13 protein-coding genes are annotated in these 19,139 nt (G+C 65.4%); 2 read left to right on the top strand and 11 right to left on the bottom strand.

All coding sequences use genetic code 11. The features are described 5' to 3' along the window. Positions 1–4: 4 nt before the first annotated feature. The 11 genes from HNO53_RS02680 to pilM form a co-directional block, all read right to left on the bottom strand. The gene (locus HNO53_RS02680; RefSeq protein WP_209476025.1) at positions 5–1,660 is read right to left on the bottom strand and encodes a CTP synthase; all 1,656 of its coding nucleotides are present in this window, start codon (positions 1,658–1,660) and stop codon (positions 5–7) included. A 112-nt stretch (positions 1,661–1,772) separates the two neighbouring features. After that, the gene (locus HNO53_RS02675) at positions 1,773–2,327 is read right to left on the bottom strand and encodes a cupin domain-containing protein (protein ID WP_209476024.1); all 555 of its coding nucleotides are present in this window, start codon (positions 2,325–2,327) and stop codon (positions 1,773–1,775) included. A 124-nt stretch (positions 2,328–2,451) separates the two neighbouring features. Then, positions 2,452–3,873, bottom strand: a complete 1,422-nt coding sequence (locus HNO53_RS02670; protein WP_209476023.1) for an FAD-dependent oxidoreductase — start codon at positions 3,871–3,873, stop codon at positions 2,452–2,454. Positions 3,874–3,897: 24 nt separating this feature from the next. Then, positions 3,898–8,349 carry a glutamate synthase large subunit gene (gene gltB / locus HNO53_RS02665; RefSeq protein ID WP_209476022.1) on the bottom strand — a complete coding sequence of 1,484 codons (4,452 nt, stop codon included), beginning with the start codon at positions 8,347–8,349 and terminating at the stop codon, positions 3,898–3,900. A 470-nt stretch (positions 8,350–8,819) separates the two neighbouring features. Then, positions 8,820–9,929, bottom strand: coding sequence for a 3-dehydroquinate synthase (aroB, locus tag HNO53_RS02660; protein ID WP_209476021.1), 1,110 nt, complete (start codon positions 9,927–9,929; stop codon positions 8,820–8,822). A gap of 2 nt (positions 9,930–9,931) precedes the next feature. Further along, positions 9,932–10,474: a shikimate kinase AroK gene (gene aroK / locus HNO53_RS02655; RefSeq protein ID WP_209476020.1), complete on the bottom strand. Its 543-nt coding sequence runs from the start codon at positions 10,472–10,474 to the stop codon at positions 9,932–9,934. Continuing rightward, entirely contained in the window at positions 10,474–12,597 is a 2,124-nt protein-coding gene (locus HNO53_RS02650) for a type IV pilus secretin PilQ (RefSeq protein ID WP_209476019.1), read from the bottom strand. Before HNO53_RS02650 ends, aroK begins: the two co-directional genes overlap by 1 nt. Before the next feature lie 56 nt (positions 12,598–12,653). After that, positions 12,654–13,178 (bottom strand): pilus assembly protein PilP, encoded by a 525-nt coding sequence (locus HNO53_RS02645; protein ID WP_209476018.1) that lies wholly within the window; start codon positions 13,176–13,178, stop codon positions 12,654–12,656. Continuing rightward, on the bottom strand, positions 13,175–13,801 hold the full coding sequence (locus HNO53_RS02640; protein WP_209476017.1) for a type IV pilus inner membrane component PilO: 627 nt from the start codon (positions 13,799–13,801) through the stop codon (positions 13,175–13,177). Before HNO53_RS02640 ends, HNO53_RS02645 begins: the two co-directional genes overlap by 4 nt. After that, entirely contained in the window at positions 13,798–14,373 is a 576-nt protein-coding gene (locus tag HNO53_RS02635) for a PilN domain-containing protein (protein WP_209476016.1), read from the bottom strand. Before HNO53_RS02635 ends, HNO53_RS02640 begins: the two co-directional genes overlap by 4 nt. Continuing rightward, a complete protein-coding gene (pilM, locus tag HNO53_RS02630; protein WP_209476015.1) occupies positions 14,370–15,431 on the bottom strand; it encodes a type IV pilus assembly protein PilM in 1,062 nt (353 codons plus the stop codon). The genes HNO53_RS02635 and pilM overlap by 4 nt, the downstream gene beginning before the upstream one ends. 276 nt (positions 15,432–15,707) lie before the next feature. Between pilM and HNO53_RS02625 the strand changes: the two genes are divergently transcribed. Continuing rightward, positions 15,708–18,233 (top strand): penicillin-binding protein 1A, encoded by a 2,526-nt coding sequence (locus HNO53_RS02625; RefSeq protein ID WP_209476014.1) that lies wholly within the window; start codon positions 15,708–15,710, stop codon positions 18,231–18,233. Between the two features lie 129 nt (positions 18,234–18,362). Next, positions 18,363–19,109, top strand: a complete 747-nt coding sequence (locus tag HNO53_RS02620) for a DUF481 domain-containing protein (RefSeq protein WP_209476012.1) — start codon at positions 18,363–18,365, stop codon at positions 19,107–19,109. Positions 19,110–19,139 lie beyond the last annotated feature (30 nt).

Below are 19,139 nucleotides of genomic sequence, written 5' to 3'. Positions count from 1 at the left end.
GGGCTCACTCCTGATGCGAGGTCAACGCGCGAGTGCGCGCCGCCTTGTGCTCCAGCGCCGCATTGACGAAGCCGGTGAACAGCGGATGGCCGTCGCGCGGCGTGGAGGTGAATTCGGGATGGAACTGGCAGGCCACGAACCACGGGTGGTCGGGCAGCTCGATCATTTCCACCAGAGAGTTGTCGACGCTCTTGCCGGAAATCACCAGGCCGGCCTGCTGCAACTGCTCGACGAACTGGTTGTTGACCTCGAAGCGATGCCGGTGGCGCTCGACGATTTCGTCGCTGCCATAGGCCTCGCGCGCCTTGGTGCCGGACTCGAGATGGCAGACCTGGCCGCCCAGGCGCATGGTGCCGCCCAGGTCGGAGGCCTCGTCGCGCAGTTCGATCTTGCCTTCGGCGTTGATCCACTCGGTGATCAGGCCCACCACCGGGTGCTGGGTGTCGTGGGTGAACTCGGTGGAGTTGGCATCCTCCCAGCCGGCCACATGGCGCGCGTACTCGATCACCGCCACTTGCATGCCGAGGCAGATGCCGAGGTAGGGAATGCCGTTCTCGCGTGCGTAGCGGGCAGTCTCGATCTTGCCCTCCACGCCGCGCTCGCCGAAGCCGCCCGGCACCAGGATCGCATCCTTGCCGGCCAGGCGCTCGGTGCCGTGGCGCTCGATGTCCTCGGAGTCGATGTAGTCGACGTTGACCTTGACCCGGGTCTGGATGCCGGCGTGGATCAGCGCCTCGTTGAGCGACTTGTAGGCGTCGAGCAGCTCCATGTACTTGCCGACCATGGCGATGTTGATCGACTTGAGCGGGTTGAGCTTGGCATCGAGCACGCGGACCCATTCCGCCAGATCGGCCGGCTCGGCTTCAAGGCGCAGCTTGTCGCAGACGATCTCGTCGAGACCGTGCTCGTGCAGCATCAGCGGGATGCGATAGATGGTATCGGCATCCTGCAGCGGGATGACCGCACGCTCCTCGACGTTGGTGAACAGCGCGATCTTGCGCCGCTCGGTCTCCTCCAGCTCGACCTCGCTTCTGCAGATCAGGATGTCGGGCTGGATGCCGATCGAGCGCAGCTCCTTGACGCTGTGCTGGGTCGGCTTGGTCTTGGTCTCGCCGGCGGTCTTGATGTAGGGCACCAGGGTCAGGTGCATGAAGATCGCCCGGCTCGCGCCCAGCTCGCTTCTGATCTGGCGGATCGACTCGAGGAACGGCAGCGACTCGATGTCGCCCACGGTGCCGCCGATCTCGACCAGGGCCACGTCGAAGCCCTCGCCGCCGGCATAGACGCGGCGCTTGATCTCGTCGGTGATATGCGGGATCACCTGCACGGTACCGCCCAGGTAGTCGCCGCGGCGCTCACGCCGCAGCACGTGCTCGTAGACGCGGCCGGTGGTGAAGTTGTTGCCCTGGGTCATCTTGGTGCGGATGAAACGCTCGTAGTGGCCCAGGTCGAGATCGGTCTCGGCGCCATCTTCGGTGACGAACACCTCGCCGTGCTGGAACGGGCTCATGGTGCCCGGATCCACGTTGATGTAGGGATCGAGCTTGAGCATGGTGACCTTGAGGCCGCGCGCCTCGAGAATCGCCGCCAGCGAGGCCGACGCGATGCCCTTGCCGAGAGAGGACACAACGCCGCCGGTCACGAAGATATATCGTGTCATGAAGAACCTGTCGAAACGTGATCATGAGGCGTGGCAGAAAGCCGCGCCAGGATGGGACGACAGCGTAGCAGATTACGACCAATGGCTCAATTTCGACGCTGGCGGCCCGGCCTCATGACCACCAGCGCGCCGTGTCGCCTCCCAGCGGATCGCGCGGCGGGCGCGATACCTGGGCGATACGCACCACCGCCGCATCGTGCTCGGCGGGGTCGGCCGGCAGCAGATCGAGCTCGCGCTGGTCCTTCGGGTAAGCGGCGAGCAACAGGAAGTCATCGCTCGCCTCCAGATGGCAATGACCGGTACCCGCGGGCAGCACCAAGGCATCGCCGGTGTGCAGCTCGAGGTCGTCGCCCCGCTCGCCGCCCAGGCGCAGCCTGCCCCAGCCCGAGAGCACGCCGAACGCTTCGTGGGCGATGGAGTGGTAGTGATGGTAGTCGTAGACCCCGCCGCGCCAGCTCGGCCGCCAGCCGTTGGCGTCGAACAGCCGCTCGAAGCGCTCGGCAATCGCCTCACGGTCGAGCACCGGGCTCACACCACGCGAACGAAAGGCCAGCGTCGCCAGCCGGCTGTTGGGAATGCACCCGTCATCAGCGAACACCATCCGCTCGGGGGCAACCGGGTCGCCTTGTGCGTCGGCAAGACCCAGTTCCAGTCGCGTCTCGTCCATGATCGCTCCTCATCGGCAGGTTGGGAACCTGCCCAGAGTCTAGAAAAAGATGGCGCAGGACGAAAACGCCCCGGCACATCAGGCCGGGGCGGATCGAGCAGAGAAGCGAGGCGCTCGAAGGCGCTTACACGCCAAGGTAGTCGAGGATGCCCTCGCCGGCCTGACGCCCCTCGAACACTGCGGTGACCACCAGGTCGGAGCCGCGCACCATGTCGCCACCGGCGAAGATCTTCTCGTTGGTGGTCTGGAAGGCGTAGGCACCCTGCTCCGGCGCCAGCACGCGACCGCGCTCGTCGAGCTCGATGCCGACCTTATCGAACCAGGACGCCGGGCTTGGCTGGAAGCCGAAGGCGATGACCACCGCGTCGGCCGGCAGGATTTCCTCGGAGCCCGGCACCACCTCGGGGCGTTGGCGGCCATTCTCGTCGGGCTCGCCCAGGCGGGTACGCACGACCTTGACGCCCTCGACCTGACCCTCGCCGACCACCGCCACCGGCTGGCGGTTGAACAGGAACTCCACGCCCTCCTCGCGGGCGTTGGCCACCTCGCGCTTGGAACCCGGCATGTTCTCCTCGTCGCGGCGGTAGGCGCAGGTCACGCTGGCAGCCCCCTGGCGAATCGCCGTGCGGTTGCAGTCCATGGCGGTGTCGCCGCCGCCCAGCACCACGACTTGCTTGCCTTCCAGCGAGACGTAGTCGGCCGGATCCTTCTCGAAGCCGAGGCAGTGATTGACGTTGGCGATCAGGTAGTCGAGCGCCTTGTGCACGCCGGGCAGGTCCTCGCCGGGGAAACCGCCGGTCATGTACTTGTAGGTTCCCATGCCGAGAAATACCGCGTCGTACTCCGCGAGCAGCGCGTCGAAGTCGACGTCCTTGCCCACCTCGACGCCCAGGCGGAACTCGATGCCCATCTCCTCGAACACCGCACGACGACGCTCCATTACCGTCTTGTCGAGCTTGAACTCGGGGATGCCAAAGGTCAGCAGGCCGCCGATCTCGGGGTATTTGTCGTAGACCACCGGACGCACGCCATTGCGCACCAGGATGTCGGCGCAGCCGAGCCCCGCCGGACCGGCACCGATGATGGCGACCTTCTTGTCGGTCCAGGTGACCTGGGACATGTCCGGGCGCCAGCCCATGGCGAAGGCGGTATCGGTGATGTACTTCTCCACCGAACCAATGGTCACCGCGCCGAAGCCGTCGTTGAGCGTGCAGGCGCCTTCGCACAGGCGATCCTGCGGGCACACCCGGCCGCACACTTCGGGCAACGAGTTGGTCTTGTGCGACAGCTCGGCGGCTTCGAGGATGTTGCCCTCGGCCACTAGCTGCAGCCAGTTGGGAATGTAGTTGTGCACGGGGCACTTCCACTCGCAGTACGGGTTGCCGCAGTGCAGGCAGCGGTGCGACTGGCTGGCCGCCTCCTGGGGCTTGAACGCCTCGTAGATCTCGCCGAACTCGCGCGAACGCGTGCGCGCATCCTTCTTCTGCGGATCCTGACGCCCCACGTCGATGAACTGGAAGTCGTTTCTGGTCAAACGGTTGGGCATACTCGTGTCTCCTGGAATTCCGGCTTACTCGGGACGTCTGCGCGATTCGTCGAGCAGGCTGTTCAGGCTCGCCGCCTTGGGCTTGACCAGCCAGAAATGGCGGGCGAAGTCGCTGAAGTCGTCGAGTATCTCGCGTCCACGGGCAGAGCCGGTTTCGGCCACGAACTCCTCGATGATCTCCCGCAGGTGACGCCGATAGGCCTCCATGGCCTCGGTATTGACCCGGTGGATCTCCACCAGCTCATGGTTGTAGCGATCGACGAAGGAGCGATCCTCGTCGAGCACGTAGGCGAAGCCGCCGGTCATGCCGGCACCGAAGTTGACGCCGGTCTCGCCGAGCACCGCCACCAGGCCGCCGGTCATGTACTCGCAGCAGTGGTCGCCGGCACCCTCGATCACCGCATGGGCGCCGGAATTGCGCACGGCGAAACGCTCGCCAGCGGTACCGGCGGCGAACAGCTTGCCGCCGGTGGCGCCATACAGGCAGGTGTTGCCGATGATCGCCGTCTTGTGGCTCTCGAATCGGCTGCCCTGCGGCGGCACCAGCACGACCTTGCCGCCGTTCATGCCTTTACCCACATAGTCGTTGGCATCGCCCTCCAGGTAGAGGTTGAGGCCACGTGCGTTCCACACGCCGAAGCTCTGCCCGGCCACGCCGGTGAAGCGCAGCGTGATCGGCGCATCTTCGAGACCCGCCTCGCCGTAGTGCTTGGCCACCGCCCCGGAGGAGAGCGCCGGCACCGAGCGATCGCAGTTGGTGATGGTGAAGGCGAACTCGCCGCCGCTCTTGTCGGCAATGGCCTGCTCGATGGTGGCCAGCACCTCCTGGTTCTTGGCGCCGGGGTCGTGCGGCACGTTGCGGCTGACCTGGCAGAATTGCGGCGCATCGGCCGGCACGAAGTCGTTGGTCAGCAGCGGCGTCAGGTCGAGCTTGCGCTGGGAAGCGGTATCACCCTCCAGCACCTTTAGCAGGTCGGTGCGGCCGATCAGGTCGGTCAGCTTGCGCACGCCCAGCATAGCCAGCAGTTCACGCACTTCCTCGGCGATGAAACGAAAGTAGTTCTTGACCATGTCCACGGTGCCGCGGAAGTGCTCGTCGCGCAGGTACTGGTGCTGGGTCGCCACACCGGTGGCACAGTTGTTGAGGTGGCAGATGCGCAGGTACTTGCAGCCCAGCGCCACCATCGGCGCGGTTCCGAAGCCGAAGCTCTCGGCGCCGAGGATCGCCGCCTTGACCACGTCGAGGCCGGTCTTCAGGCCGCCATCGGTCTGCAGCCGAATCTTGTCGCGCAGGCCGTTGATGCGCAGCGCCTGGTGCACTTCGGGCAGGCCCAGCTCCCAGGGGCTGCCGGCGTGCTTGATCGAGGTCAGCGGGCTGGCCGCGGTGCCACCGTCATAGCCCGACACGGTGATCAAGTCGGCGTAGGCCTTGGCCACGCCGGTGGCGATGGTGCCGATGCCGGGCTCGGAGACCAGCTTCACCGATACCTGCGCCTCCGGGTTGACCTGCTTGAGGTCGAAGATCAGCTGCGCCAGGTCCTCGATGGAGTAGATGTCGTGGTGCGGCGGCGGCGAGATCAGCGTCACGCCGGGCACCGAGTAGCGCAGCCGCGCGATCAGGTCGTTGACCTTGCCGCCGGGCAACTGGCCGCCCTCGCCGGGCTTGGCGCCCTGGGCCACCTTGATCTGCAGCACTTCGGCGTTGACCAGGTAGGCCGGGGTGACGCCGAAGCGACCCGAGGCGATCTGCTTGATCTTGGAGCTGCGGATGGTGCCGTAGCGCGCCGGGTCCTCGCCGCCCTCGCCGGAGTTGGAGCGTCCGCCGGCCTCGTTCATGGCCTGGGCCAGCGCCTCGTGGGCCTCGGGAGAGAGCGCCCCCAGCGACATGCCGGCACTGTCGAAGCGCGGCAGCAACTCGTCGATCGACTCCACCTCTTCGAGGGGCAGTGCCGTCTCGGCGGCCTTGAGCCCCAGCAGATCGCGAATGGTCGCGGCGGGGCGCTCGTTGACCAGTTGGGCGAACTTCTTCCACTTGCGATAGTCGCCCTCCTGCACGGCCTCTTGCAGCGACTTGACCACGTCGGGGTTGTAGGCATGGTACTCGTGATCGTGCACGTACTTGAGCAGGCCGCCCTGGGCGATGCCCTTGCGCGGCGTCCAGGCGTCGCGCGCCAGCAGCTCCTGCTGCAGCTGCAGCTCGCTGAAGCCGGTGCCCTCGATGCGCGAGGCCATGCCGGAAAAGCACAGCTCGACCACCTCGGAGGAGAGTCCTACCGCCTCGAACAGCTGCGAGCCGCGGTAGGAGGCCAGCGTCGAGATGCCCATCTTGGAGAGGATTTTGTAGAGGCCCTTCTGCATGCCCTTGCGATAGTTCTCGCGGGCATCCGCCGGGTTGCCGGTGAGCTCGCCGGTGCGATGCATATCGGCCATCACCTGGTAGGCCAGCCACGGGAAGACCGCGGTGGCGCCGACGCCGAACAGCACAGCCATCTGGTGGGCGTCGCGGGCGTAGCCGGTCTCGACCACGATGTTGGCACGCGGGCGCAGCGCCAGCTTGCCCAGGTGGTGATGCACGGCGCCAACCGCCAGCGCGGCATGGATCGGCAGCTGCCCCTGCTCGAGGTGGGCATCCGACAGCACCAGAATCACCTTGCCATCGTGCACCGCGGCCTCGGCCTGGCGGCACAGCTCGACGATGGCCGCCTTGAGCCCCATCTGCTCGGGGTCGTAGCCCAGGCTCAGCTGCTGGTGCGCAAAGGTCGGATCGTCCTGCTCAAGCAGCGCGGTGAACTTGCGTGGCGACAGCACCGGCGTGGTCAGGATGATGCGGTGGGCATGCTCCGGCGTGGCCTTGAATACGTTGAGCTCGGCACCGATGCAGGTCTCCAGCGACATCACGATCGCTTCGCGCAGCGGATCGATCGGCGGATTGGTGACCTGGGCGAACTTTTGGCGGAAGTAGTCGGTCAGCAGACGCTGCTTGCGCGACAGCACCGCCATGGGAGTATCGTCACCCATCGAGCCCACCGCCTCCTGGCCACTCTCGGCCAGCGGGCGCAGCACCTGGTCACGCTCCTCGAAGCTGACCTGGAACATCTTCTGCCAGGTCTTGACCTGCTCGGCGTCCATGTTCTGGAAGCTGGCCAGCTCGGTCAGGGCCGATTCGAGGTAGTGGGCTTCCTCTTTCAGCCAGCGCTTGTAGGGGTAGGCGGACTGCAGGCGCTCGTCGATGTCCGCGGTGTGCAGCACCTCGCCGGTGTGAGTATCCACGGCGAGTATTTGGCCCGGGCCGACGCGTCCCTTGGCCACTACATCCTCGGGCTTGTAGTCGTAGGTGCCGATCTCCGAAGCCAGGGTGATGTAGCCGTTCTTGGTGATCACCCAGCGCGCCGGACGCAGGCCGTTGCGGTCGAGCATGCAGACCGCCTGGCGGCCGTCGGTCATGACCAGCCCGGCCGGGCCGTCCCACGGCTCCATGTGCATGGAGTTGTACTCGTAGAAGGCGCGCAGTTCGCCGCTCATGGTCTCGACGTTCTGCCAGGCCGGCGGCACCATCATGCGCACCGCGCGGTGCAGCTCCATGCCGCCCATCAGCAGAACCTCGAGCATGTTGTCCATGCTCGATGAATCGGAACCCACGGTATTGACGATCTCGTCGAGTTCGGCGATGTCGGGCAGTCGCTCGTTGACGAAGTTCTCCTTACGCGAGTTCGCCCAGCTACGGTTGGCCTCGATGGTGTTGATCTCGCCGTTGTGCGCGAGCAGGCGGAACGGCTGGGCCAGCGGCCAGCGCGGCTCGGTATTGGTGGAGAAGCGCTGGTGGAAGACGCAGATGGCGGTCTCGAGGCGCTCGTCGCCCAGGTCCTGGTAAAAGGTCGGCAGGTCCACCGGCATCATCAGGCCCTTGTAGGAGACGACCTGGGACGACAGCGAGCAGACGTAGAAATCCTCCTCGTCGCGCAGCATCTGCTCGGCGCGACGACGGGCCATGAACAGGTCGACGTCGAAACGCGCGGCATCGCCGAGCTTGCCCGGCTCGACGAACAGATGCCGGATGCGCGGCAGGCAGGCACGCGCGATGGGACCGCAGTAGGAGGGATCGACCGGCACGTCGCGCCAGCCGCGGATGACCAGGCCGCAGGCGCGCAGCTCGCCCTCGAGAATGCCGCGCGCACGCGCCTCCTTGGCGTCGTCGTCGGGCAGGAACACCGCCCCCACGGCGAACAGGTCGCCGAGTTCGACGCCCAGCGACTCGGCGGCGACTTCGCGCATGAAGCCCTCAGGCATCTTGAGCAACAGGCCACAGCCGTCACCGGTCTTGCCATCGGCGGCAATCCCGCCGCGATGAGTCATGCAGGTGAGCGATTCGATGGCGGTACGCAGCAGATCGTGGCTGGCCTGCCCTTCCATATGCGCGATCAGGCCGAATCCACAGTTGTCACGGAACTCGCCTGGTTGATGAAGGCCTCGGTTCATGGGCGTGCCTCAAAGAGTGTCTATTGACCAAACGGCATCAGTTGTGTATTTTGGTATGTTTTCTTTTTATTCTGGCTGTCGAGAACAGCCTGCTGCCGTCGCGTAAAAAGGACGACCAGCATAGACACTTACTGCCCTGCCGCGCAATCTCCCGCCTTCCCGCCCACTGGCAAAACCTTCGTCAAATCCGCAACTTGCTGAATGAACTAAAACAAAAAAAACCACCAGTTCAAAGACTTGCGTGGCTCATAAACGGATTGCAAACGGACAAAACAGAGCTTACGACTTTAGTCGATAATCGGCCTTTTTCCCCATGCCGATACGGCATGAGGCATACGGATTCAATGCTGAAAGTGCAAAGCGGTCACTAGGCACCGACATACTGGACCACGTAAAAAAGCCGCACGAGTCTTCGTGCGGCCTGCTGGGCGTCGTACCGGCCAGAGCGAAAAGAGCGAAGCGAGATGCGGTCAGTGGCGAGGAAAGGCCGCCAACAGCTCCTCGAGCAGCGGCTGAGGGGTTTCATCGTGGATCACCGCCCGGCCTGGTGTCTCGAGCAGGACAAGGCGCAGGCGCGAGTCGACGTTCTTCTTGTCCAGGCGCATCCGCACGAGGAAATCCTCGACCCCCATGTCGGCGGGAGCCGCCAGCGGTAGACCGGCCGAGGCAATGATGGCGGCGATACGCTCGACCTCCGCTGCGGCCAGCCAGCCGAGACGTTGCGACAGCTCGGCGGCCATCAGCATGCCCGCCCCCACCGCCTCGCCGTGTAGCCACTTGCCATAGCCTTGGTGCGCTTCGATGGCGTGACCGAAGGTGTGTCCCAAGTTGAGCAGGGCTCGTACGCCTTGCTCGGTTTCATCCGCTGCGACGATCTCAGCCTTGAGCTGGCAGCTGCGCTCGATGGCCCAGGCCAGCGCCTGGGGCTCAAGGGCTCTCAACGCAGTCATCTCACCCTCCAGCCAGGCCAGGAAATCGGCGTCGCGGATCAGGCCGTACTTGATCACCTCGGCGAGCCCTGCCGAGAGCTCCCTGGCCGGCAGGGTTTTCAGGGTATCGGTATCGATCAGCACCGCCCGCGGCTGCCAGAAGGCACCTATCATGTTCTTGCCCAGCGGATGGTTGACGCCGGTCTTGCCACCCACCGAGGAGTCCACCTGGGAGAGCAGCGTGGTAGGCACCTGGAGGAAGGCGACGCCGCGCTGGTAACAGGCGGCGGCGAACCCGACCATGTCGCCTATCACGCCGCCCCCCAGGGCAATCAGGGTGCAGCGGCGATTGAACCCGGCTTCCAGCAGCGCGTCCCAGATGCGGCCGACGCTGGCCAGGGTCTTGGTCGCCTCGCCGTCGGGCAATACCAGCTCGCGCACCTCGGCATCGGCGGGCAGCCCTTCACGCAGGCGCGCCAGGTACAGGGGCGCCACCGTCTCGTTGGTCACGACCATGACCTGGCGCCCGGCCAGATAAGGCGCGAGGCAGGCGGAATCGCCCAGCAGGCCGGTGCCGATATGGATGGGGTAGCTGCGCTCGCCCAACGCCACCTGCAGGCGCCGGCTCGCTTGGGGTTCGCTCGTGAACATGGTCAGGCCTTGGCTTGTAGGGGGTCGATGATTCGCTGCACGCGACGCACGATCTCGTTGACCACGGCGCGCGGACTGCGCCGGTCGGTACGCACCACGACATCGGCCGTGGCACGGTAGAGCGGATCGCGCAGCTCGAACATCTCGCGCAGCACCTGCTCGCGGTCAGGACGCTGCAGCAGGGGGCGATTGCGATCCTTGGCCACGCGCTTGAGCTGCTGCTCGACGGTGGTGAAGAGATAGATCACGGTGCCCCGCTCGCGCAGCCGCCGGCGGTTCTCCTCACGCAGCACCGCGCCTCCGCCGGTGGCGAGAACCACGCCCTCGAGCGCGGTCAGCTCCTCGATCATCTGCATCTCGCGCTGGCGAAAGCCCGCTTCGCCCTCGACGTCGAAGATCCACGGAATGTCGGCACCGCAGCGGGCCTGAATCTCATGGTCGCTGTCGAAGAAGTCGCGGGAAAGCTCGGCCGCCAGAAGGCGGCCGATGGTGCTCTTGCCGGCCCCCATGGGGCCGACCAGTATCAAATTGGGCAAGTCCTGCATCAGCGAATCGCCAGGCCGTCCTCGAGTATCCGTGGAGTGATGAACACCAGCAGCTCCACTTTCTGGTTGCTCGACTCATTGTACCGGAAAAGCCTACCCAGCACAGGCAGGTCCCCCAGGAACGGCGTCTTGGCCAGACGGCTGAGCTGCTCGGTGGTGAGGATGCCGCCCAGCACCACCGTCTCGCCATTGTCGACCAGCACCTGGGTCTCGATGCGGTTGGTGTCGATGGGCGGCGCCTGGCCCGGCGCCGCCTCGCGGAAGCTGTCGTTCTTGACCACCAGATCCATGATGATGCGGTTGTCCGGCGTGATCTGCGGCGTCACTTCGAGCGACAGCTCGGCCTCCTTGAACTCGGTCTGCGGCACATTGCCCTCGCCGATGGACTGGAAGGCGCGCTCCTCGCCCTGGATGATGGTCGCCTTGCGCTGGTTGGCGGTGATCACGCGGGGCTGAGAAATCGTCTGGCTCTTGTTCTCGCTCTCCAGCGCGCGCAGCTCGAGGTCGAGCAGGATGTCGCCGGAGAGATAGCCGAAACTGAAGCTGGTCATGGGGTTGGCACTACCCAGGTCAACCGCGAGCCCGCCGCGCTCGAAGCGGCTGCCGGTGGGGTCGTCGAACTCACCGGTGAATTGCCCGCGACTATCGCGCTGGCCGGTGAGGCCATCGCCGAAACCGGCGATCGGCGTGCCGGTCGAGGCCCCGCCCAGGTTGAAGCGGCTGCCACCGCCTGAGGCCCCCCAGTTGACGCCGAGTTCCTGGGTCACGCCGTCGCGGGCGATGACGATGCGCGCCTCGATCTGCACCTGGCGCACGGCGACATCGAGCTGGTCGAGCGTGGCGAGGATCTCCTGGATCTGATCGGCGGTATCCTGGATCAGCAGTGTGTTGGTGCGCCCGTCCACCGCCACCCGACCACGCTCCGAGAGCAGACCGAAGCCCTCGCCGCCCCGCAGCAACTGGGCCAGATCTTCCGCGCGCGCATACTTGACCTGCACGTACTCCGACACCAGCGGCGCCAGCGTCTCGGCCTGGGCCCGCGCCTCCAGCTGCTGACGCTCGATATTGGCCAGCTCGCTGGCCGGCGCCACGACGATGACATTGCCTTCCTGGCGACTGGCCAGGCCATGGCTCTTGAGCACCAGATCCAGCGCCTGGTCCCACGGCACGTCCTCAAGGTTGAGGGTCACCTCGCCGGTCACGCTGTCGCTGGCAACCAGGTTGAGTCCAGTGAAGTCGGCGATGATCGCCAGCACCGAGCGCACCTCGATGTTCTGAAAATTGAGCGTGATGCGCTCGCCGGTGTAGGGAAACTGCTGGCGTACGTGCTGCTCGCGCTCCTGCGGGGTGATCGGTTGCGCCTCGATGGTGAGCTGGCGTCCGCTCTGGGTGGATAGCATGGCGAATTCGTCATTGCCTTCTATCTCGAGAGTGACGCCGTCGCGGCCGACACGCGGCGTGATACGGCGTATCGGTGTGCCAAAGTCGCTGACATCGAGCACCTGGTTGTGCGCCTCCGGCAGTTCGACACCGCTGAGCTCGGCGACGATGCGATGGCGGCTCGGCTCGCGTACCCGGGCCTCGACGCCGGCACGGTCGAAGGTGACGATCAATCGCCCCGCTCCCTCCTGGCCGCGGCGAAAATCGATATCGGTAATGGTCGGACTGGCACCCGTGGCGGCCGCTGCGGACCGGGAAGATGCGGCCGGCGTACTGCTCGCCGCCGGTGTGGCCGAGACGGACGCGCCCCCACCTATGGCCAGCCTCAACCGGTCGCCCTGCTGCACGGTATCGTAGGGCAGCGGACCTTCCATATTAAAGACCAGACGCGTGCGCGAGCCGGCTTCCAAGGCGGTGACCTGTTCGACGCCGCCGACCCCAAGGTCGATGTTGCGTCGCTCCAATGCATTGGTCGTATCCACCAAGTCGATGGTCAGTCGCGCCGGCGCGTCCAGCCGATAGCCACGAACTTCCGGTACGCCGCCGCTGAAGGTCAGGTCGACCAGCAGCTCACCTCGCTCGCCCTGGCGAAAGTCCAGATCGGTGAGCGTGGTGGCCGCCAGGGCAGGCATCGCCGCCAACACCAGGCAGAGTATCGTCAGTGTGCGAATCACATGTTTCATCGTTGCCCTACTCCTGCCTGTTTCAAGTGCCCTGCCACGAGCGACCGCGAACGCTGTCAGCGCTTCGTCTCTTCCAATGCCATGCGTGTCGTGCGCTCCATCCAGCCGCCCCCACCGGTGGGCACCAGCTCCACCAACTGTACCGTCGAATCGGTGATGCTGACGATGCGACCATGATTGCGACCCAGGTAGTTGCCGGTGCGCAGGCGGTGCACCTCGCCCTCGGGCTCCCTGACCAGGGCATGGGTCTGCCCCCTCATGGTCAGAATGCCCACCAGACTCAGCGCCTCGAGGTCGTATGCCTCGAGCGGCTCCCGCTGCCGCTCGAAGTCGGGCGTCAGGTCGCTATCGCCTGCTGGCGCCTGCTCCGGCTCCGGCAACTGGGGGCGGAAAGGACTGCGATGATCGCTGGCCTCGTAGGGTACCGACTCGTAGCGGGGCACCTCCGGCATCTCCAGCACTCGCGGCGCGCCCGGATTGGCGCGGATATCGCTCAGCCGCCGGTCCAGTTCGCCCAGACGGGGATCGGCACAGCCCACCAGCAGCAGGCCGACCGTGAGCGCCACCGACACTTGCTTCATGGCGTCGCCTCCTCATCGGCCTGGGCACGGTAGCTGTATGTTCGCGCCAGCATCGACAGCCGCAGACGATCGCTGCCCTCCACCGGCGCCAGGATGAAATCATGCAGCGTGACGATTCGCGGCAGCGCCGCCACGCTGGCCAGGAAGCCGGCGATATGGTGGTACTCTCCCTCCACCTGGATGTCGAACGGACGCTCGATGTAGAAATCACGCTCGACGGTGCTGCGCAAGCGAATGAAGTCGATGCTCAGGTGATGGTTGAGGGCGCTCTCGCTGATGCTGTCGATCAGCGAGGGAATCTCCGCGCCGGAGGGCAGCATCGCCATGAGTTCGTCCATGCGCGACTCGAGCTGGGCCAACTGCTCGAGCATGTCGGGCAGGCGAGCGGCCTGGGCGGCGCGATTGCGATAGTCGAGCAGAAGCCGCTCCTCCTCCGCTGTGGCGCGCTCGAGCTCGGCCGCCTTGGGGCCTGCCAGGTACCAGTAGGTACCGGCAAAGGTCACGCCGAGGACCAGCAGACAGCACAGCCATTGCAGCAACAGCGGCCAGGCGCCGGACTCCTTCAGGTCCAGCCCACGCCAGTCAACTTCGCGAAGACGGCGTATCTCGGCGCGCAGGTTCATGGCCCGCCCTCCTCTTCATCCCCCGGAGGCGGCATGCCGTCGGCGAGCTGCGTCACGCCGAGACTGAAGCGTCGCCGCGCACCGCCGTCGGACTCCACTTCCGACAGCACCGGCTCGGAGAAGGCCGGCGCTGCCTGCAGCGCGCGCATCTGCTCCGAAACACGGTGATTGCTCTCGGCGCGCCCGGTCAGGCGCAGCTGGTCGCCCTGGCGACTCAGCTGAACGTAGTGCACCCCGTCGACCAGGCTCAGCGTGAGGTCACGAAAGACCTCGACCGTCTGCGCACGTCCCTGCTGCAGATCACCGAACACCTGGACCTGACCGATCATGCGCTCGCGTATGGCTTCATACTCGCCGATCGAACGGATATCGCCATCGAGCTGCTGCATGCGGGCCTGTATATGTGCATTGCGCTCGCGCTGAGCGTCCAGTGCGGCGTCGTAGTGATAGGTCAGACCCAGACCACCTGCCCCACCGAGCACAGCCATGAACGCCAGGGCCAGATAGAAGCGGCGACTGCGGCGAGCCCGTTGCTGCTCACGCCAGCCCAGCAGGTTGATTTCGATGGTCATGACGGGGACCTCATGGCGAGGCCGCAGGCGGTGACCATGGCCGGCGCATCGCTGGCCAACGTCTGGACGTCGATACGCGAATTTATCCTCATGCGCAGGAAGGGGTTGGCGATAACCACCTGCATCGCACTCTCACGGGCGAGCCGCTCGGCAAGGCCGGGGATGACACTGGAGCCACCGGCCAGCACCATGCGCCGCACCTCCTGCTTGCGACCCGCGGTGTAATAGAGCTGAAGCGAGCGTCCGACCTGCTGGACCAGGGTATCGATGAAAGGCTCGAGCACGCTGGTCCGGTAATCCTCCGGCAGACCGCCGCGCTTCTTGGCCAGGCCGGCCTCTTCCAGCGTCAGGCCATAGCGCGCCCGTATCTCCTCGGTAAGCTGGCGCCCGCCGAAGACAGTGTCGCGACTGTAGACGATGCGCCCACCGCGTAGCACGTGAAAGGCGTTCATGGTGGCCCCGATGTCGACCAGCGCCACACAGTCGTCATCGCCGGCGGCCGGCGGCAGCTGTTGGCGTAGCTCGCCGAAGGCGCGCTCCATGGCGAAAGTCTCGACGTCCACCGCCGCCGGCGACAGCCCGGACTGGTGCAGGGCATCGGTGAGCTGGACGACATCCTGCTGGCGGCATGCCACCAGCAACACGTCTTGCTGATCGCCGTAGCGGGCATTGAGCCCCAACCGCTGGAAATCGAAGGCGACCTCGCTGAACGGAAACGGAATGTGCTTGTCTGATTCGAGTTGAATACGCGCTTCGATCTCGTCATCGTTGAGCGAAGCGGGTAGCGTCAGGGTCTTGGTGATGGCGGCGCTGGCCGGCACCGCGGCCGCAGCCAGCCGGGAGGAGGGCTTGGCACTCTCGACCGCGCGGCGCAGCGCATCGGCCACTTCGCCCATATCGCGAATGCGTCGCTCGACCACGGCACCTTCGCGCAGCGGCCTGACGGCATAGCTTTCGATCTGGTAATGGGAGCCCACTCGCTTGAGCTCGATCAGCTTGACCGTTGCCGAGGTGATATCGACACCGATCAACCCCTTGCCGGAGGGTCTGAGTCGCATCAATCGTTGCCCTTGCGTAAGCCATCGCGATAGTCGCTAGTTATCATCCCGCTCTTGTATGCCTTGTGCACCGGAGCGCGAAGGCTGAGAAAGATCATACCCGCATTACTAGGAACGAGGTTACATGATAATTCGTCACTGCACACAAAGTTGGACGGGGCGGAGTCTCAACGCTGGTGGCGAACGGCTCAGGTTCTCTATAATGGCCCCCACGCCAATGAAGGCACACTTTCATCGCCATCCCCTTCCTGCTCTCACCACGGATAACGCCTTTTCATGAAGTGGATAAAGACTCTGGTTCTTTCGGCCTTCTGGTTACTGGTCTCGCTATTCGCCGCGGCCCTGCTCAGCGTCGCCGGCGCAGCCCTCTATTTCTCGCCGGGCCTGCCCGACGTTCGCCAGTTGCAGGATTTCGAACTGCATACCCCGCTGCGCATCTTCACCCGTGACGGCAAGCTGATCGGCGAGTACGGCGAGGAACGCCGCATGCCGGTCACCTTCGACGAGATTCCGGAGGACTTCCTCCAGGCCCTGCTGGCCGCCGAGGATGCCTCTTTCTTCGATCATCGTGGGGTCGATCCCAAGGGCCTGGCGCGCGCCGCCCTGGAGCTGGTCGCCAGCGGTGACATCCAGTCGGGCGGCTCCACCATTACCATGCAGGTGGCGCGAAACTACCTGCTGACGCTGGATCGAACCTTCACCCGCAAGATCCGCGAGATCCTGCTGGCACTGGAGATGGAGACCATCCTGTCGAAAGAGGAGATCCTCGAGCTCTACGTCAACAAGATCTTCCTCGGCCACCGTGCCTACGGCATCGCCGCCGCCGCGGAGGTCTACTACAACAAGCCACTCGACGAGCTGTCGCTGGCGCAGAAGGCGATGATCGCCGGGCTGCCCAAGGCGCCGTCGTCGTTCAACCCGCTGGCCAACCCCGAGCGTTCGTTGATCCGCCGCAACTGGATCCTCTACCGCATGCGCGAGCTCGGCTACATCGACCAGGCCACCTACGAGGCCGCCGTGCAGGAGCCCACCACTGCCCGTCGCTACGTGGCGCAGGTCGAGGTAGATGCCGATTACGTGGCGGAGATGGCACGCCAGTACGCCATCGAGCGCTTCGGCGAAGAGGCCTACACCGGCGGCTACCGCATCCACACCACGCTAGACAGCGACCTGCAGCCCTTTGCCCGCGAGGCCCTGGCCCGCGGTCTGATCGATTACGATACCCGCCACGGCTGGCGTGGGCCGGAGGAGCGCGACATTCCCGCCAGCCTGGCCGAGGCCCAGGAGCGCACCGAACGCCGCGGCCTGGAAGAGGAGCTCGACGAGTCCCCCGAGATCATGCAGACCGCCCGCCAGGCTGCGCAGCGCAGCCAGACGCGCATCGAGGGCATCGAGGGCGACGTCAGCAACTGGCTGCGCGTACTCGAGCGCACGCCGGGCTTCGGCCCCCTGCAGCCCGCCATCGTGGTCGAGAGCCAGGGTCGCGAGATGCGCGTACTGAGCCGGGAAGGCGAACTCGTCACCCTGGACTGGGATGGCCTCTCCTGGGCACGCGAGTACCGCAGCCCGCGGGCACGCGGCGCCGAGCCAAGCTCCGCCGCCGAGATCGCCGATACCGGCGACCTGGTGCGCATCCTGCAACGCGACGACGGCAGCTGGCGTCTCTCCCAGCGCCCCGACGCCGAGGGTTCGCTGGTGGTAATGAACCCCAGCAACGGCGCGATTCTGGCCCTGCAAGGCGGCTTCAGTTTCAATGCCAGCAAGTTCAACCGTGCCGTCCAGGCGCAGCGTCAGTCGGGCTCGATCTTCAAGCCCTTCGTCTATCTCGCCGCTCTCGACACCGGCCTGATGACCGCCTCCTCGGTGGTCAACGACGCGCCGGTGGTGATGCAGGACGGCAGCGACGAGGTCTGGCGACCGGTGAACTCCAGCGGCGACTTCCTCGGCCCGACCCGTCTCCGCGTGGCGCTGGCACGTTCACGCAACCTGGTGACGATCCGCATCCTGCAGACCCTTGGTCTCGACAACACCATCGAGTACCTGGAGGGCTTCGGCTTCAGCCCGAACCGGCTACCGCGGGGCCTGTCACTGGCGCTTGGCAGTGCCGACCTGACGCCGCTGGAGATGACCAACGCCTATGCAGTTTTGGCCAACGGCGGCTTCCAGGTCTCCCCCTGGTTCATCGAGCGCGTCACCCGTGGCAGCGACGACCAAGTCATCAGCGAAGCCCGCCCCGCCATCGCCTGCCGCGACTGTCGCGAGGGGCAGACCGAGGTCGAAATCGACGGCCAGCGCTACGATGTGGCGCCCCAGGTCGCTGACCCGACGGCCGTCTATATTCTGCGCGACATGCTGCGCGACGTGATCGAGAGCGGCACCGGACGCGCCGCACTGTCGCTCAATCGCAGCGACGTGGTGGGCAAGACCGGCACCACCAACGGCTTCCGCGACGCCTGGTTCGCTGGCTACAACGACGATCTGGTCGCTACCGTATGGGTCGGCAAGGACGATAACGAGTCGATTGCCGAGTATGGCGGCAATGCCGCCCTGCCCATCTGGATCGACTTCATGGGCAGCGCGTTGGAGGGGCGTCCCGAGGCCTTGCCCGAAGAGCCCGAGGAGCTGGTCAGGGCGCGCATCGACGAGCAGACCGGGCGACGCCTGGCCGATGGCCAAGCCGGGGGAATCACTGAAATATTTCATCCCGATCACCTGCCCGACATGGAGCCGCGCCGGATCGAGCAGGAGATCGAGCAACGCAGCGGCTCGCAGGGTACCGGCAGCTACGAAGCGATCTTCTGAACAAAAAGCATTTTTCTAACGGAGTGTATGTGCGAGGGCGGCAGGGACGCCGCCCACCGTCTTGCCAACCGTCATACAGCCGCTCACCCAGGCGGTCCGTTACCGGGACAACAGGACAGGTTCGTTGCTATGCCACGCCTTCTACCATGGTGCTTCATTGGCCTGACGCTATTGCCGGGCACCGCCCTCGCCAACAGTGTCTTCTATGCGCCTCCGCAACCCAAAGAGGACAGCCCCACCTTCAGCGGCGAAGCCGAGCTCGGCTACACTCACCTTTCAGGCAACACCAATAGCCAGACCCTGATCGGCAAGAGTCGCCTGACCTGGCTGACGGGGCGCTTGACCCACACGCTGCGCGCCGAGGTACGCAACGTGGCCCGCGATGGCGAGACCAGTGCCGAACAATATCTGCTCTCGGGCCGGGAACGCTACGACTTCAGCGGGCCGCACTATCTGTTCGGCTTCGCTCGCTGGGAGAAGGACCGCTTCAGCGGCTACGACCAGCAAATCACCACCATCGGCGGCTACGGGCGCGACGTCATCGACACCGGTCGACATCGCCTCTCGCTCGAGGGAGGGCCGGGATTCCGCCACGATCAGTTCGAGGACGGCGGAAGCGACAGCCTCGGCGTGATCTACAGCGCCCTGGACTATCAGTGGACCTTCTCCGACTACTCTCATCTGCGCCAGGAGATGTCGGTGGAAGCGACCGACAAGAACACCACGTCGCGGTCGGTGTCGTCACTCACGGCAAAGCTCAACTCACGACTCTCGCTGCGCCTCTCTCACGAGATCAAGCACAACTCCAGCCCACCCGAGACGGCGGATGCGAATACCGATCACACCAGCAACGTGACCCTGCTCTACAGCTGGTAAACCCACCTCAATACGCCCAACATGCAGTAC

It is taken from the genome of Billgrantia antri, from assembly GCF_017868935.1.
Lineage (GTDB): Bacteria > Pseudomonadota > Gammaproteobacteria > Pseudomonadales > Halomonadaceae > Halomonas > Halomonas antri.
Note: the sequence above shows the minus strand (reverse complement) of the source record. Positions and strands in the feature narration are given on the sequence as shown.

Bases quoted from the DNA above. Each gene is read 5' to 3' on its own strand.
- aroK (WP_209476020.1), bottom strand. From the start codon at position 10,474: ATGCAGGACTTGCCCAATTTGATACTGGTCGGCCCCATGGGGGCCGGC.
- HNO53_RS02680 (WP_209476025.1), bottom strand. From the start codon at position 1,660: ATGACACGATATATCTTCGTGACCGGCGGCGTTGTGTCCTCTCTCGGC.
- HNO53_RS02645 (WP_209476018.1), bottom strand. From the start codon at position 13,178: ATGAAGCAAGTGTCGGTGGCGCTCACGGTCGGCCTGCTGCTGGTGGGC.
- HNO53_RS02635 (WP_209476016.1), bottom strand. From the start codon at position 14,373: ATGACCATCGAAATCAACCTGCTGGGCTGGCGTGAGCAGCAACGGGCT.
- HNO53_RS02675 (WP_209476024.1), bottom strand. From the start codon at position 2,327: ATGGACGAGACGCGACTGGAACTGGGTCTTGCCGACGCACAAGGCGAC.
- HNO53_RS02625 (WP_209476014.1), top strand. From the start codon at position 15,708: ATGAAGTGGATAAAGACTCTGGTTCTTTCGGCCTTCTGGTTACTGGTC.
- HNO53_RS02620 (WP_209476012.1), top strand. From the start codon at position 18,363: ATGCCACGCCTTCTACCATGGTGCTTCATTGGCCTGACGCTATTGCCG.
- HNO53_RS02670 (WP_209476023.1), bottom strand. From the start codon at position 3,873: ATGCCCAACCGTTTGACCAGAAACGACTTCCAGTTCATCGACGTGGGG.
- HNO53_RS02650 (WP_209476019.1), bottom strand. From the start codon at position 12,597: ATGAAACATGTGATTCGCACACTGACGATACTCTGCCTGGTGTTGGCG.
- HNO53_RS02640 (WP_209476017.1), bottom strand. From the start codon at position 13,801: ATGAACCTGCGCGCCGAGATACGCCGTCTTCGCGAAGTTGACTGGCGT.
- aroB (WP_209476021.1), bottom strand. From the start codon at position 9,929: ATGTTCACGAGCGAACCCCAAGCGAGCCGGCGCCTGCAGGTGGCGTTG.
- pilM (WP_209476015.1), bottom strand. From the start codon at position 15,431: ATGCGACTCAGACCCTCCGGCAAGGGGTTGATCGGTGTCGATATCACC.
- gltB (WP_209476022.1), bottom strand. From the start codon at position 8,349: ATGAACCGAGGCCTTCATCAACCAGGCGAGTTCCGTGACAACTGTGGA.